15 protein-coding genes are annotated in these 13475 nt (G+C 70.1%); 8 read left to right on the top strand and 7 right to left on the bottom strand.

Annotated elements, in window-relative coordinates:
- Nucleotides 1-58: 58 nt before the first annotated feature.
- From OG735_RS29320 to OG735_RS29335, 4 genes are all read right to left on the bottom strand, one after another.
- Nucleotides 59-535, bottom strand: coding sequence for a MarR family winged helix-turn-helix transcriptional regulator (locus OG735_RS29320; protein ID WP_327326135.1), 477 nt, complete (start codon nucleotides 533-535; stop codon nucleotides 59-61).
- A gap of 127 nt (nucleotides 536-662) precedes the next feature.
- A complete protein-coding gene (locus OG735_RS29325) occupies nucleotides 663-1445 on the bottom strand; it encodes an AIM24 family protein (protein WP_327326136.1) in 783 nt (260 codons plus the stop codon).
- Entirely contained in the window at nucleotides 1442-2125 is a 684-nt protein-coding gene (locus tag OG735_RS29330; RefSeq protein WP_327326137.1) for an AIM24 family protein, read from the bottom strand. Before OG735_RS29330 ends, OG735_RS29325 begins: the two co-directional genes overlap by 4 nt.
- A complete protein-coding gene (locus OG735_RS29335) occupies nucleotides 2125-2757 on the bottom strand; it encodes an AIM24 family protein (RefSeq protein WP_327328500.1) in 633 nt (210 codons plus the stop codon). The genes OG735_RS29330 and OG735_RS29335 overlap by 1 nt, the downstream gene beginning before the upstream one ends.
- Nucleotides 2758-3005: 248 nt before the next feature.
- Here OG735_RS29335 and OG735_RS29340 point away from each other — a divergent pair, with 248 nt between their 5' ends.
- Both OG735_RS29340 and OG735_RS29345 read left to right on the top strand, forming a co-directional pair.
- Nucleotides 3006-3350 (top strand): DUF3817 domain-containing protein, encoded by a 345-nt coding sequence (locus OG735_RS29340; protein ID WP_327326138.1) that lies wholly within the window; start codon nucleotides 3006-3008, stop codon nucleotides 3348-3350.
- The gene (locus tag OG735_RS29345; RefSeq protein ID WP_327326139.1) at nucleotides 3347-3640 is read left to right on the top strand and encodes an MTH1187 family thiamine-binding protein; all 294 of its coding nucleotides are present in this window, start codon (nucleotides 3347-3349) and stop codon (nucleotides 3638-3640) included. Before OG735_RS29340 ends, OG735_RS29345 begins: the two co-directional genes overlap by 4 nt.
- A 71-nt stretch (nucleotides 3641-3711) precedes the next feature.
- On the opposite strand, the gene OG735_RS29350 is transcribed toward OG735_RS29345, so the two are convergent.
- Nucleotides 3712-4704: an ArsR/SmtB family transcription factor gene (locus tag OG735_RS29350; protein ID WP_327328501.1), complete on the bottom strand. Its 993-nt coding sequence runs from the start codon at nucleotides 4702-4704 to the stop codon at nucleotides 3712-3714.
- 72 nt (nucleotides 4705-4776) lie between these two features.
- On the opposite strand from OG735_RS29350, the gene OG735_RS29355 reads away from it, so the two are divergent.
- The 4 genes from OG735_RS29355 to OG735_RS29370 all read left to right on the top strand — a co-directional run bounded on the left by OG735_RS29355 (nucleotide 4777) and on the right by OG735_RS29370 (nucleotide 8934).
- Entirely contained in the window at nucleotides 4777-6261 is a 1485-nt protein-coding gene (locus tag OG735_RS29355) for an MFS transporter (RefSeq protein ID WP_327326140.1), read from the top strand.
- 9 nt (nucleotides 6262-6270) lie between these two features.
- Complete coding sequence (locus OG735_RS29360; protein ID WP_327326141.1) at nucleotides 6271-6780, top strand: MarR family winged helix-turn-helix transcriptional regulator; 510 nt, start codon at nucleotides 6271-6273, stop codon at nucleotides 6778-6780.
- Between the two features lie 52 nt (nucleotides 6781-6832).
- On the top strand, nucleotides 6833-7159 hold the full coding sequence (locus OG735_RS29365; protein ID WP_327326142.1) for a DUF3817 domain-containing protein: 327 nt from the start codon (nucleotides 6833-6835) through the stop codon (nucleotides 7157-7159).
- Between the two features lie 74 nt (nucleotides 7160-7233).
- Nucleotides 7234-8934: an acyl-CoA mutase large subunit family protein gene (locus OG735_RS29370; RefSeq protein ID WP_327326143.1), complete on the top strand. Its 1701-nt coding sequence runs from the start codon at nucleotides 7234-7236 to the stop codon at nucleotides 8932-8934.
- Between the two features lie 235 nt (nucleotides 8935-9169).
- Here the strand turns inward: OG735_RS29370 and OG735_RS29375 are convergent, their stop codons facing one another.
- Nucleotides 9170-10552: a sensor histidine kinase gene (locus OG735_RS29375; protein ID WP_327326144.1), complete on the bottom strand. Its 1383-nt coding sequence runs from the start codon at nucleotides 10550-10552 to the stop codon at nucleotides 9170-9172.
- Complete coding sequence (locus OG735_RS29380) at nucleotides 10552-11229, bottom strand: response regulator transcription factor (RefSeq protein WP_327326145.1); 678 nt, start codon at nucleotides 11227-11229, stop codon at nucleotides 10552-10554. Before OG735_RS29380 ends, OG735_RS29375 begins: the two co-directional genes overlap by 1 nt.
- Before the next feature lie 63 nt (nucleotides 11230-11292).
- Between OG735_RS29380 and OG735_RS29385 the strand changes: the two genes are divergently transcribed.
- The gene (locus OG735_RS29385) at nucleotides 11293-12462 is read left to right on the top strand and encodes a UDP-N-acetylglucosamine--N-acetylmuramyl-(pentapeptide) pyrophosphoryl-undecaprenol N-acetylglucosamine transferase (protein WP_327326146.1); all 1170 of its coding nucleotides are present in this window, start codon (nucleotides 11293-11295) and stop codon (nucleotides 12460-12462) included.
- A complete protein-coding gene (locus OG735_RS29390; RefSeq protein WP_327326147.1) occupies nucleotides 12459-13454 on the top strand; it encodes a GDP-mannose 4,6-dehydratase in 996 nt (331 codons plus the stop codon). The genes OG735_RS29385 and OG735_RS29390 overlap by 4 nt, the downstream gene beginning before the upstream one ends.
- Nucleotides 13455-13475 lie beyond the last annotated feature (21 nt).

Genomic DNA, 13475 nt, shown 5'->3' on the forward strand with positions numbered 1-13475 from the left:
CGGTGGGCTGTTCGAGCTTGCCACCCGCCGCACAGGACAGTCCCGGGGCCCGAAGGACCTACGGCTTGCCGCGCCGGCCGCGCAGATTCTCGGCGACCGGCGAGAGTGACTCGCGTAGATCCGCGAGCGCCTCCGGCGAGAGCATGTCGATGAAGTGCTTGCGTACGGACGCGACATGGTGCGGCGCGACCTTCTGCATCGTTTCCGTGCCCTGGTCGGTCAGGACCGCGTACAGTCCGCGCCGGTCCGACTCGCAGTTCTCCCGGCGGACCAGCCCCGCGTTCTCCATGCGGGTGATCTGGTGCGAGAGGCGGCTCTTGGACTGGAGTGTGGCAGCGGCGAGGTCGCTCATTCTCATCCGCCGGTCCGCCGACTCGGAGAGGTTGACCAGGATCTCGTAGTCGTTGTTGGTCAGGCCGAACGGCTGGAGGTCCTTCTCCATCTGGTACGTCAGCAGTCGGTTGACGTCCAGATAGGTGCGCCATGCGCACTGCTCGTCGTCGGTAAGCCAGCGGGTGGCCGTCTCGGTCTCCATATATGGATTCTACCTAAGAAGTTGAAAGACGGACGAAAACGGGTTGTGTGACGCACGGCACCCGGCGCGCGACCGGAGTCGCGAACAAGGGTGCAGGCGTTCGACGTCACACTCCGCAGACTACCGTTCACAGGCCGAAGCGACGCTGGAGGTCCCCCAGCTGGCCGGGAAGGCGCGGTGCCGCCCCGTGTTGGCCAGGGGCTCCGGCCCCGCCGTGGCCCCCCGGAACCCCCGCCTCCGGCGGGACCGCGCCGGTCGCCTGCTCGGCCATCAGCGCCTCCGTCGACTGCAGAAGCACCGTGCCGGCTCCGACGAACTCGAACTGGTGCTCCTCGCCCGAGGCCCCGCCGATCCCGGTCAGTGCCCGCATCCCGCCCATCACGCCCGTCATATAGCCGTGGTCGTAGTGGTGGCAGGGCGACGGACAGTCGGCCCAGCCCACCAGCGCCTGCGGGTCCACCCTGATCGGCGGCTCCATGAAGACCACGGGACCGTTGGACGCGGCCACGAACTTCCCCGTACCGATCAGCGTCAGAAAACCGGGCACGATCGACTGCTTCAGCGCCAGCGTCGGCTGATACGCCAGCAGATTGCCGGAGCGGATCGTGAGATTGCCGTCGTCCAGATCGTAGGAGTTGACGTCGAAGGAGCGGTCGGCGAGCAGCATCTTGCCGCTGCCCTCGGCCACCACCCAGTCGCTCGCGTGCAGTGGCGAGTGGAAGGAGGTCCGCAGCAGCCGGTCGAGCCGGCCGTGGCCGATGCCGTTGAAGTCGATGCGCCCGTAGTAGGCGATCATCTTCCCCTTCTGCAGGAACCACTGGCTGGATTTGAGCTCCACGCAGAAGGTGTACGCATTGACGTTGTCGTCGCTCGGCAGCGTCATCGGGTCGAAGATCACGGGCGTGCTCACAGTTTCTCCTCCGACGCCTGGACGTACACCGCACCGCTGCCGCTGAGCTCCAGCTGGAAGGCCTCGCCCGAGCCGCGCCCCACCATGTCGCGCCAGCCCAGCGCGGTGGAGAGCTTGTTGCGTACGTCGCCGTGGTGCGCGACATACGCCTGCGGGTCCACATGGACCGCCCGCCCCGGAGAGATCGGCAGCTCGATCACCCCGCCGTGTGCCATCACCGCGACCGCGCCGTGGCCCTTGAGTGTCGTGGTGAACAGGCCCTGGCCCGTCACCTGGCCGCGCACCATCCCCATGACCCCGCCCTGCGAGCCCATGAACATCGTGCCCTGCTGCAGCGTCCCGTCGAAGGCGAGCAGCCGGTCCGCCTCGACGTACAGGGTGTCGCCGGCCAGCTGGATCACCTGGATGTGATGGCCGCCGTGGCCGAACATCACCGTGCCGCATGGGGTCTCCCCAGGGCCGCCAGGCCCGAGGGGAACTTCGACCGTCATCAGCGGCGTCGCCTCATTGGCCACCCGCCGCCCGAGCATCGACGCCAGGCCGCCCTGGCCGCCCTGGATGTTGGGCGTGAACGAAACCTCGCCCTTGTACGCGAGCATCGCGCCGCGCTGACTGAACATCTTCTGGCCGGGGGCGATCGTCGCCTCGACCATCTTGGAGTTGATCTCGCGGAACGGCATCAGACGTCGCCCCCGATGGTGTTGCGCTCGCTGGGCTGTACGTAGACGAGTCCGTCGCCCTCGAAGCGGATCTGGAAGGCCTCGCCGCCGCCTTCGCCCAGGACGGTCCGGAAGGTCACGCCGGACTGGAAGTCCTGCCGCAGATTGCCCTGGTGCGCGATGTAGGCGCCGGGGTCCACGGAGAGCGGGTACTGGGGTGTCACCCGCAGCACCACGGCCGAGCCGTCCGACATGATCGCCGCCTGGCCGGTGCCCTCGACGGTCGTGGTGAACAGGCCGTTGCCGCTCGCCCCGCCGCGCAGTCCGGTGAAGGTCGTCCCGGTGCGCAACCCGGCGTCGGTGCAGAGCAGATTGCTCGCCTCGACATAGAGCTTGTCGCCGTGCAGGTTCACCAGGTTGATCTCGGACGCCCGGTCGGCGAAGTAGCAGGTGCCCTGCCCCTTCACCTCCATCATGGTCATCTGCTCGCCGGTCAGGCGGCGGGTGACCATCCCACGGATGCCCTCACCGCCGCCGGACATCTTTTTGAACGCCATCTGGCCGTCGTAGGCGACCATCGAGCCGTTCTTCGCTTTGACGGCGTCGCCGGTCATATCGACGGCGAGCACCTTGCTGCCTTGGAGTCGGAACATTGCCACGGGGCGACGTTAGCCGCCGGTGCGCTGCGCGAACAGGTCCTTTGGGAGGATCCGGACCCTGATATGGACCGGATGCCGTGTTTTCCCGGGGGCACCCCGGACCCCGACGCGGCGTTGTGCCGGGGACACCGCCCCCAGGGAGGCACCCCGGACCCCGGGTTGGCGAAGATGGCTGCCACAATGGGGGAGCGCTTGTGAGCGCGTTCACAAGATCAATGACCCCCCTCCCAGAAGGTGCCTCCGTGGACATCAAGACCGCCTCGTCCCTCCACCGCCTCCGTCTGGTCTCCGCGCCGGAGGCCGTCTCCTTCCTCCTGCTGCTCGTCTGCTCGGTGCTCAAGCGCACAACGGAGTTCAACGCGGTTCCGGTGATGGGCGCGATCCACGGCGTGCTCTTCATCCTGTACGTGATCTTCTGGCTGGACGCCTGGAACCGCACCAAGTGGCACGCGAAGACCGCGGCCTTCTACTTCGTGCTCTCCGTGCTCCCCTTCGGGGGCTTCTTCGCCGAGCGCAAGCTCAAGCGCGCGGCCGAGGACGAGGTCATCGCCTCCCGCGCCCGCCGCGAGAGCGCGGTGGAGGCATGATCGTCGCCTTCTCCGTCACTCCATTGGGCGTGGGCGAGGATGTCGGTGAGTATGTCGCCGACGCCGTCCGGGTCGTCCGCGAATCCGGTCTGCCCAACCGCACCGACGCGATGTTCACCTCGATCGAGGGTGACTGGGACGAGGTGATGGACGTCGTCAAGCGTGCCGTCGCCGCGGTCGAGGCCCGCGCGCCGCGCGTCTCCGTCGTCCTCAAGGCCGATATCCGCCCCGGCGTCACCGACGGTCTCCACTCCAAAGTCGAGACCGTCGAACGGCACCTCTCCGTCTGAAGCCGCTCGGATCCCGCGACCGCTCGGATCCCGCGACCGCTCGGATCCCGCAGCCGCTCGCCCGGACGCCTTCATGGCGCCCCGGAGTGCGACACCGCGAGCGCGATGCCCAACGGCGTTCGCTCGTACAGCACCTGGTGACCGTAGCGGTGGGCGGTCAGCAGCCCCGCGTCGCGCAGCACCGACAGATGCGCCGATACGGAGGACGGCGCGAGGCCGAGGAGATGCGCGAGCGCGGTCGTCCCGGCGGGTTCGTCGAGCGCGAGGAACACGGCGGCGCGCTTGGCACCGAGCAGGCGGGCCAGCGCCTCGGACGCGGAGCCCGCGGGCTGTGCCCACAGCGCGCCGATACCGCGTGCGGGGTAGGCGACGGTCGGCTGCCAGGGCGGTTCGAATCCGGTCACGACGTCGGGCCAGCAGAAGACGCTGGGCAACAGCATGAGGCCCTGGCCGCCGAGGTCGCGTACATGGTCGCCGGGCGTGGCCAGGGTCAGAGTGCTGTCGGCCCAGCGCAGTCTGGGGTGGAGATCGGCGAACAGCCCCTCGAGGCCGGTCTCCGCCAACCGCCGCGAATGGAACGCCACATCGGCCTCGAGAAGAGCGCGCAGCCGCGGCCAGTCCGGCTCGACGAGTGCGTGCCAGGCGCACTCCATGGCGTCGGCGAGCTCCTGGACGGCCCGCTCGGGATCGGCGACGAGGGCCCGTCCCTGCGGTGAGTCGGATGCTCCCGGGGTGCAGGAGAGCGCCCACGCCATGTCGTGCCGCGCGGCCTCGGGATCCGCGCGGCGTACGGCGGCGATCTCCTCCTCGAAGGAGGCGGCGGGCCCGATGGGCGGCGGCCCGAGAAAGTCCGGGCTGTGCCCGCGCTGCGGCATCAGCAGCCACAGGGCGGTGAGATCGAGCCTGTCGGCGGCCTGGCGTATCCGGCGCAGCCAGGGCAGGTGATAGCCGTGCCGGTCGGGGCGCTTGAGGATGCGTACGGCGCTCTGAGTCTCCCAGAGGGGCGAGACGGCGAACCGGATCCGCAGCAGATCGGCTTCGCCGAAGTGCATGGAGGACGGCATGATCACCCCGGAAGATTCGGCTGCTGCCGAAAGTCTAGGCCCGGCCGGGAGGGCATCGGCAGGCTGTCGCCCATGCCGAAAGAGAACCTCACGGAGGACCCGCCGCTGCCGCCCCCCGAGGGCGGCCCCCGCCCCGGAGCCGCCGGGCCGGAGAACGGCGTGCCCGGCGCAGTCGTCTCCGCCCCGCCTGAGGCGGGGGAACCGGGACCGGGTGGCGCTGCCGCGCCGGATGGCGAGGGCTTCGCCCTGCCGGAAACGGTCGCGCCCCGCACCAGTCCCGCGAAGGCCGAGCGCCCCGCCCGCGACGGGAGTTCGCGGCACCCGAGCGCCGACGCCGGCCCCGGCTATCGGGCCGTGTTCCAGGTGCGCGAGTTCCGCGCCGTATTCGTCGCACACCTCATGTCGCTCCTCGGCGTCGTCGTCAGCGAGATCGCGCTCACCGTCCTCGTCTACCGGCTCACCGCGTCGCCCCTGCTCAGCTCCCTCACCTTCGCGCTCGGGTTTCTGCCCTACCTCGTCGGCGGGACCCTGCTCGCCGGGGTCGCCGACAAGTACCCGGCCCGGCGGGTGCTCGTCGTGTGCGATCTCCTCTGTGCCGCGTGCGCCGCAGCCATGGTGCTGCCCGTGACGCCCGTCGCCGCGCTGCTCGTACTGCGCTGCTTCATCGCCGCGATCTCACCCGTCTTCAACGGCACCCGTACGGCGACCCTCGCCGACATCCTCGGCGACGGCGACCTCTTCGTTCTGGGCCGCTCGTTGCTGCGCATCGTGTCGCAGAGCGCCGTGCTCACCGGGTTCGGGCTCGGCGGGCTGCTGCTGGCAGTGGTGCCCCCGCGCGGCGCCCTCACCGTCACCGTGTGCACGTTCCTGGGCTCGGCGCTGCTCCTCCGCTTCGGTACGAAGAGGCGCCCGGCCAGAGGTGGCGACAGCGGCGCCCTGCTGCGGTCCTCGCTCTCCGGCGCGCGGCAGATCTTCGCCGACCGCCGGCTCCGTGTGCTGATGCTGCTCTTCTGGGTGCCGCCCATGTTCAGCGTCGCGCCGGAGGTTCTCGCCACCCCGTACGCGGACGAGATCGGCATCGGCCCGGCCGGCCTCGGGCTGCTCATGTGCGCGCTGCCGGTCGGCACGATCGCCGGTGAGCTGTATGCCGGCTCCGTGCTCGGCCCCGCCACCCGCGCCCGTACCGCCCTGCCGCTCGCCGCCGTCACCCTGCTGCCATTCCTCGCCTACATCCTCACACCCGGTCTCGGCTGGGCGCTGCTCGTGCTCGTGGCCGCCGGCGTCGGCTCCGCGTACACCCTGGGAGTCGACCGATGGTTCATCGAGGCTGTCCCCGAGGAGCTGCGCGGCCGGGCCATGACCCTGCTCACCGCCGGACTGATGACGATCCAGGGCGTCGGTATGGCGCTGGCCGGGTTCGCGGCGGAGTTCTTCTCCGTGAGTACGGTGGTCGCCGGGGCCGGGGCCGTCGGAACCCTCAGCTGTCTGCTGCTGGTCGCCGAGGCCAGGAGGACCGAAGTGCGAGACGGGGCTGACCGCCATATGACCAGTCGGTAGGGTCGGTGCGTGCCCAAGCCGCTCAGTCTCCCCTTCGATCCCATCGCCCGAGCCGACGAGCTCTGGCAGCAGCGATGGGGTCCCGTGCCCTCGATGGGCGCGATCACCTCGATCATGCGCGCGCACCAGATCCTGCTCGCCGAGGTCGACGCCGTCGTCAAGCCGTACGGACTGACCTTCGCGCGGTACGAGGCGCTGGTGCTGCTCACCTTCTCCAAGGCCGGGGAGCTGCCGATGTCCAAGATCGGCGAGCGGCTGATGGTCCACCCGACGTCGGTGACGAACACCGTGGACCGGCTGGTGAGGTCCGGTCTCGTCGACAAGCGGCCCAATCCGAACGACGGGCGCGGCACGCTCGCCTCCATCACCGAGAAGGGCCGGGAGGTCGTGGAGGCGGCCACTCACGAGCTGATGGAGATGGACTTCGGGCTCGGCGCGTACGACGCGGAGGAGTGCGGGGAGATCTTCGCGATGCTCAGGCCCTTGCGGGTGGCGGCGCGGGATTTCGACGAGAAGTAACCCACACGACCCGGGCGAAGATCGGCCTTTGTGCCCGGTTACGCTCGTAGCCATGAAACAAAGCGTGCTGTCCCGTTACCGGGTGATGGCGTACGTCACCGCCGTATGGCTGCTGGTCTTCACCGCGGCGATCATCGCGAAGTACGGGTTCGAGGTCGGCGACACCATGCTGATCTCGCAGATCCACGGTGTGCTGTTCATCATCTACGTGATCTTCGCCTTCGATCTCGGCTCCAAGGCGAAATGGCCGTTCGGCAAGCTGCTCTGGGTGCTGGCCGCCGGCTGCATCCCCGTGGCCTCCTTCTTCGTCGAGCCGAAGATCACCCGCGAGATCCGGCCGCTGACCGTGGACGGCAGCGCGGCGACCGCCGAGGCGTAACAGACACGGCCGCGAGCAAGGCTCGTGGCCGTCTGCCATCGACATTTACTAGGACGTCCTAGTAAATTCAGAGTATGGACGCTGACGCCATCGAGGAAGGCCGCCGACGCTGGCAGGCCCGTTACGACAAGGCCCGCAAGCGGGACGCGGACTTCACCACGCTCTCCGGTGACCCGGTCGAGCCCGTCTACGGGCCCCGGCCCGGGGACACCTACGACGGCTTCGAGCGGATCGGCTGGCCCGGGGAGTACCCCTTCACCCGCGGGCTCTACCCGACCGGCTACCGCGGCCGCACCTGGACCATCCGCCAGTTCGCCGGCTTCGGCAATGCCGAGCAGACCAACGAGCGCTACAAAATGATCCTGGCCAACGGCGGCGGCGGGCTCTCCGTCGCCTTCGACATGCCGACGCTCATGGGCCGTGACTCCGACGACCCTCGCTCGCTCGGCGAGGTCGGCCACTGCGGCGTCGCCATCGACTCCGCCGCCGACATGGAGGTCCTCTTCCAGGACATCCCGCTCGGTGATGTAACGACCTCGATGACCATCAGCGGGCCGGCCGTCCCGGTCTTCTGCATGTATCTCGTCGCCGCCGAGCGCCAGGGCATCGACCCGGCCGTGCTCAACGGCACACTGCAGACCGACATCTTCAAGGAGTACATCGCGCAGAAGGAGTGGCTCTTCCAGCCCGAGCCGCATCTGCGCCTGATCGGCGACCTGATGGAGCACTGCGCGCAGGGCATCCCCGCGTACAAGCCGCTGTCGGTCTCCGGTTACCACATCCGCGAGGCCGGAGCGACGGCCGCGCAGGAGCTCGCGTACACGCTCGCCGACGGCTTCGGCTATGTCGAGCTGGGCCTGAGCCGCGGCCTGGACGTGGACACCTTCGCGCCCGGCCTCTCCTTCTTCTTCGACGCGCACCTCGACTTCTTCGAGGAGATCGCCAAGTTCCGGGCAGCTCGCAGGATCTGGGCGCGCTGGATGAAGGAGGAGTACGGCGCACAGACCGACAAGGCGCAGTGGCTTCGCTTCCACACCCAGACCGCGGGTGTCTCGCTCACCGCGCAGCAGCCGTACAACAACGTCGTACGCACGGCGGTCGAGGCGCTCTCCGCGGTCCTCGGCGGCACCAACTCCCTGCACACCAACGCCCTGGACGAGACCCTCGCCCTGCCGAGCGCGCAGGCCGCGGAGATCGCGCTGCGTACCCAGCAGGTGCTGATGGAGGAGACCGGCGTCGCCAATGTCGCCGACCCGCTCGGCGGCTCCTGGTACGTCGAGCAGCTCACCGACCGTATCGAGGCCGACGCCGAGAAGATCTTCGACCAGATCAAGGAACGCGGCCGGCGCGCACACGCGGACGGCAAGCACCCCATCGGCCCGATCACGTCCGGCATTCTGCGCGGTATCGAGGACGGCTGGTTCACCGGCGAGATCGCCGAGTCCGCCTTCCGCTACCAGCAGTCCCTGGAGAAGGGCGACAAGCGGGTCGTGGGCGTCAACGTCCACCACGGCTCGGTCACCGGCGACTTGGAGATCCTGCGGGTCAGCCATGAGGTCGAGCGCGAGCAGGTACGGGTCCTGGCGGACCGCAAGGCCGGCCGCGACGACGCCCGCGTACGGTCCTCGCTGGACGCGATGCTGACCGCCGCGCGGGACGGCTCCAACATGATCGCGCCGATGCTGGACGCGGTCCGTGCGGAGGCGACGCTGGGCGAGATCTGCGATGCGCTGCGGGACGAGTGGGGCACGTACACGGAGCCGCCGGGCTTCTGACCCGGTGGGGGGCCCGTAACTGGGGGCAAGCCCCCAGACCCCGTACGGCCTTCGGCCGTGTCCTCAATCGCCGGACGGGCTGGGTTTCCCGGACATTCAGCCCCTCCCGGCCGGGAAACCAGCCTCGCCGGCGGAAGATTTCAGCCCCTCCGGCGTTTGAGGAGCGGGGCTTGGGGCGGAGCCCCAACAGGAGCCTCGCCGGCGATTGAGGCGCGGGCCGGGGGCGGAGCCCCAGTCACCCGGGGAAGGTCAGCCGGAACCGCGCCCCGCCCCCCTGCGCCGCCTCCGCCGTCAGCTCCGCGCCGTGCGCACGCGCGATCTGGCGGGCCATCGCCAGGCCCAGTCCCGAGCCGGGCAGCGCGCGGGCGGTCTCCGCGCGGTAGAAGCGGTCGAAGACGTACGGAAGGTCCTCGGGCGCGATCCCCGGACCGTGATCCCGCACCGTCAACTCCCTTGAGGTGAGGGCGACTTCGACGGGGTCGCCCGGCGGGCTGAACTTGGCCGCGTTGTCCAGCAGATTCGTCAGCAGGCGCGACAGCCGCGAGGGCACGCCGGGCAGCGCGAAACCCGCCGCCGCGTCGTCGACGTACAGCGTGAAGACGATCCGCGGCCAGTGGGCGCGGGCCATCTCGACCGCGTGCTCGGTGAGGGCAGCGACGCGGACCGTTTCGAGGAGCGGTTGAGGCTCCTCGTCCCTGGCGAGTTCGATCAAGTCGTTCACCAGGCCGGTGACTTCGCGCAGCTGGCGCGTGAGGGCGGTGGACGCGCGGGTGCGCTGTGCCTCGGTGAGGCGGTCGGCGCGGGCGAGCAGTTCCGCGTTGGTGCGCAGCGCCGTCAGCGGCGTACGGAGCTCATGTGAGGCGTCGGCGACCAGCCGGCGCTGCGCGGTGACCGACTGCTCCAGCTCGCCGAGCATCGTGTTGAACGAGCCGGCCAGCCGGGTCACCTCGTCCTCCCGGCCCGGGGGACCCGCAGGGAGTTCGATGCGGTGACGCGGATCGCGGGTCGCCGCGATGCGCTCGGCGGTGGCGGTGAGCCGGGCCACGGGGGCAAGGCCGGTACGCGACACCCAGTACCCCAGCAGGCCCGCGAGCAGCACGCCCGCGGCGCCCGCGCCCGCGAGCAGCCAGGCCGCCTGGCGTACCCCCCTCTCGACCGTGTCCGCGCGGAGCGCGACCTGAAGTGCCTCGCCCCGGCCGAAGTTGGTCGTCAGCATCCGCATCGGATGCCCGAAGAGGGTGACGTTGGTGAAGTACGGGTCGCGTTCCCCGGCGGCGACCTCCCGCACGGGCGTGCTGACCGGGAGGAGATAGGGCTTCGCGGGGTCCTTCGCCGGAGCCGCGGGGACGATCTGCGCGCAGGCCGGTGCCGACAGAAAGCGGCACTCGCCCGCCACCGTCCCGGGGCCCTCGTCGCGGTTCTGCTGGGTGACCAGCGTCGCCGACTGCGTCAGACTCAGATCGAGCTGGTGGTACAGCTCGTAACGGATCACGAAGAACGCGGCCGTGCAGATGCCCACCGCGACCAGCGCGACGGCCGCGGACGCGGCGAGCGCCAGCCGCGTACGCAGCGGCCGGTGCCTGCGCCAGCGAGCGCCCAGCCTGCGCCGCGCGCTCATCACACATCCAGCCGGTAGCCGACGCCGTGGACCGTATGGACCAGACGCGGCTCACCGCCCGCCTCCAGTTTGCGGCGCAGGTAACCGACGTACACGGCAAGGGAGTTGGAGTCGGGACCGAAGTCCTGTCCCCACACCAGCTCCAGGATCAGCTCGCGGGGCAGCACCTGCCCTGGATGGCGCAGCAGCAGTTCGAGCAGGGTGAACTCGGTACGGCTGAACTCCAGTGACCGACCGCCCCGGTTGCCCGTGCGGGTGTCGGGATCCACGGTCAGATCGGCGAAGGACAGCGCGCCGGACTCCTCGGGCAGGGGAGCGGCGCGTCGCAGCAACGCCCGTACGCGTGCGGTCAGTTCGTCCAGCGCGAAAGGCTTCACCAGATAGTCGTCGGCACCCGCGTCCAGGCCGTCGACACGCTCGCTGACCGAGTCCAGCGCGGTCAGTACGAGTACCGGCGTACGGTCTTCGATCGCCCGCAGCCGACGGCAGAAGGCGAGCCCGTCGAGCACCGGCATCATCACATCGAGCACGATCGCGTCCGGCTGCCACGACGCCACGGCGGAGAGCGCCGCGAGACCGTCGCCCGCGCCGCGCACCTCGTAGCCCTCGACCGTCAGCCCGTCCTCGACCGCGGCGCGCACTTCCGGCTCGTCGTCGACAACCAGGATCTTCTTCATGGGCAAAGACTGCCAAACCATGGTCTTAGAACCCTCTTAAGGGGTTTCGCGAGCGTGGCCGTCATGCGCACACAACTGGGCACATCACTGGGCACACCGCCTCGCACACCACTCTCCGTCGTGATCGGTGCGGGCGGCACCGGCGGCCATATCTACCCCGGGCTCGCGCTCGCCGACGCACTGCGCCGGGCCGCCCCCGACGCGGTGATCTCCTTCGTCGGTACGACGCGCGGCCTGGAGACCGAACTGATCCCGGCCGCCGGCCACCGCCTCCACACCGTCGACATGATCCCCTTCGACCCCGCCCTCGGCGCCAGGCGCTATCTGCTGCCCGCGGCCCTGCTGCGGTCCGGTGCCCAGTGCCGGGCGATCCTGCGCGAGCAGCGGGCGCAGATCGCCGTGGGCATGGGCGGCTACCCGAGCGCGCCCGTCATACTCGGCGCGCGGATGGCCGGGCTGCCGAGCGTGATCCACGAGTCCAACGCCGTACCGGGCCGGGCCAACCAGTTCGCCGCCCGCCTCACGCCGCACATGGCCGTCGCCTTCGACCGCAGCCGCGCCCATCTCGCGGGCGGCGAGAACGCCGTCACCACCGGAATGCCGATCGCCGCGCCGATCGCCCGTCTGGACAGGCCCGGGGTGCGCGCAGAGGCCCGCAGAGCCCTCTCGGTACCCCAGGACGCCAGGCTCGTCCTGGTCAACGGCGGCAGCCTGGGCGCGGCCCGGCTCACCGAGGCCGCTGTCGGGCTCGCGGAACGATGGCGGGATCGGCCCGGCGTACAGCTGCTGATCAAGACCGGGCCCGCGGCGCTGGACGAGACCCGCCGCCGACTCGGCGACTCACCGGTCGCGCGCGCCGTCCCCTACCTGGACCGGATGGACCTCGCGTACGCGGCCGCCGACCTGGTCGTCTGCCGAGCCGGTTCCGCGACCGTCGCGGAACTGGCCACGGTCGGAGTGCCCGCCGTACTCGTCCCGTATCCGCACGCCCCCGGCGACCACCAGACCCATAACGCCCGGGTCCTCTCCGACGCGGGGGCCGGTCTCCTGCTCCCCGATGCGGAGACCACCGCCGACCGGCTCGCCGCCCTCGTCGAGCCACTGCTCGCCGACCCGGCCCGGCTCGCCGCGATGAGCGGCGCCGCCGACCCGGGCCCGCACGCCCGAGCCGCCGACCTGTTGGCGGCCCGGGTCCTTCAACTCGCCTCGCACACAAAGGAGTACGCAGCATGAGCAGCATGAACTGGCAGAACCGAACTGTCCTGGTCACCGGCGCCGAGGGCTTCATCGGCTCGACGCTCGTCGACCTGCTCGTCGAGCGCGGGGCGAAGGTCCGCGCCTTCGTCCACTACAAGCCGTACGCCGAGAAGGGATTCCTCGCCCATCACATCGGCGACTCCCGGGTCGAGATGATCGCGGGCGATGTACGTGACGCGGGCCGGGTCATGGACGCCGTCGCCGACTGCGACACGGTCTTCCATCTCGCCGCGCTGATCGGCATTCCGTACAGCTACGACTCACCCGGCGCGTACGTCCGGACGAATGTCGTCGGCACCGAGAACATCGCGGAGGCCTGCCGCCGCCATTCCGTACGCCGTCTTGTCCACACCTCGACGAGTGAGGTGTACGGAACCGCCCTCACCGCCCCCATCGGCGAGGACCACCCGCTGCAGCCGCAATCCCCGTACTCCGCATCGAAGATCGGCGCGGACATGATGGTGCTCTCGCACTGGCACGCCTTCGAGCTGCCTGTGACGGTCGTACGCCCCTTCAACACCTACGGGCCGAGGCAGTCCGCGCGTGCCGTGATCCCGGCGATCCTGGCCCAACTCCACGCCGGGGCACGGGAGATCAAGCTCGGCTCGCTCACCCCGACCCGCGACTTCACCTATGTCACGGACACGGCGCGCGGCTTCCTGGCGATGGCGGAGTGCGACCGTGCGGTGGGCGAGGTGGTCAACCTCGGGACGGGCCGTGAGATCGCGATCGGGGAACTGGCGCAGGCCCTGATCGCCGCGTCGGGGCGGTCGGCGCAGGTGGTCGTCGACCCGGCGCGGCTGCGGCCGACCGGTAGTGAGGTGGAGCGGCTGCTGTCCGACAACACGCGGGCGGGGGAGTGGGCGGGCTGGCAGCCCGAGGTCTCGCTGGAGGAGGGCCTGAAGCACACCTCGGAGTGGATCGCGGAGAATCTGCACCTGTTCGCGACGGACCGCTACCAGGTCTGAATCAGCCCCTTCGGCTCTGCG

This window comes from Streptomyces sp. NBC_01210 (assembly GCF_036010325.1).
Taxonomy (GTDB): Bacteria; Actinomycetota; Actinomycetes; order Streptomycetales; family Streptomycetaceae; genus Streptomyces.

Bases quoted from the DNA above. Each gene is read 5' to 3' on its own strand.
- OG735_RS29320 (WP_327326135.1), bottom strand. From the start codon at position 535: ATGGAGACCGAGACGGCCACCCGCTGGCTTACCGACGACGAGCAGTGC.
- OG735_RS29330 (WP_327326137.1), bottom strand. From the start codon at position 2,125: ATGCCGTTCCGCGAGATCAACTCCAAGATGGTCGAGGCGACGATCGCC.
- OG735_RS29335 (WP_327328500.1), bottom strand. From the start codon at position 2,757: ATGTTCCGACTCCAAGGCAGCAAGGTGCTCGCCGTCGATATGACCGGC.
- OG735_RS29345 (WP_327326139.1), top strand. From the start codon at position 3,347: ATGATCGTCGCCTTCTCCGTCACTCCATTGGGCGTGGGCGAGGATGTC.
- OG735_RS29350 (WP_327328501.1), bottom strand. From the start codon at position 4,704: ATGCCGTCCTCCATGCACTTCGGCGAAGCCGATCTGCTGCGGATCCGG.
- OG735_RS29355 (WP_327326140.1), top strand. From the start codon at position 4,777: ATGCCGAAAGAGAACCTCACGGAGGACCCGCCGCTGCCGCCCCCCGAG.
- OG735_RS29365 (WP_327326142.1), top strand. From the start codon at position 6,833: ATGAAACAAAGCGTGCTGTCCCGTTACCGGGTGATGGCGTACGTCACC.
- OG735_RS29370 (WP_327326143.1), top strand. From the start codon at position 7,234: ATGGACGCTGACGCCATCGAGGAAGGCCGCCGACGCTGGCAGGCCCGT.
- OG735_RS29375 (WP_327326144.1), bottom strand. From the start codon at position 10,552: ATGAGCGCGCGGCGCAGGCTGGGCGCTCGCTGGCGCAGGCACCGGCCG.
- OG735_RS29380 (WP_327326145.1), bottom strand. From the start codon at position 11,229: ATGAAGAAGATCCTGGTTGTCGACGACGAGCCGGAAGTGCGCGCCGCG.
- OG735_RS29385 (WP_327326146.1), top strand. From the start codon at position 11,293: ATGCGCACACAACTGGGCACATCACTGGGCACACCGCCTCGCACACCA.
- OG735_RS29390 (WP_327326147.1), top strand. From the start codon at position 12,459: ATGAGCAGCATGAACTGGCAGAACCGAACTGTCCTGGTCACCGGCGCC.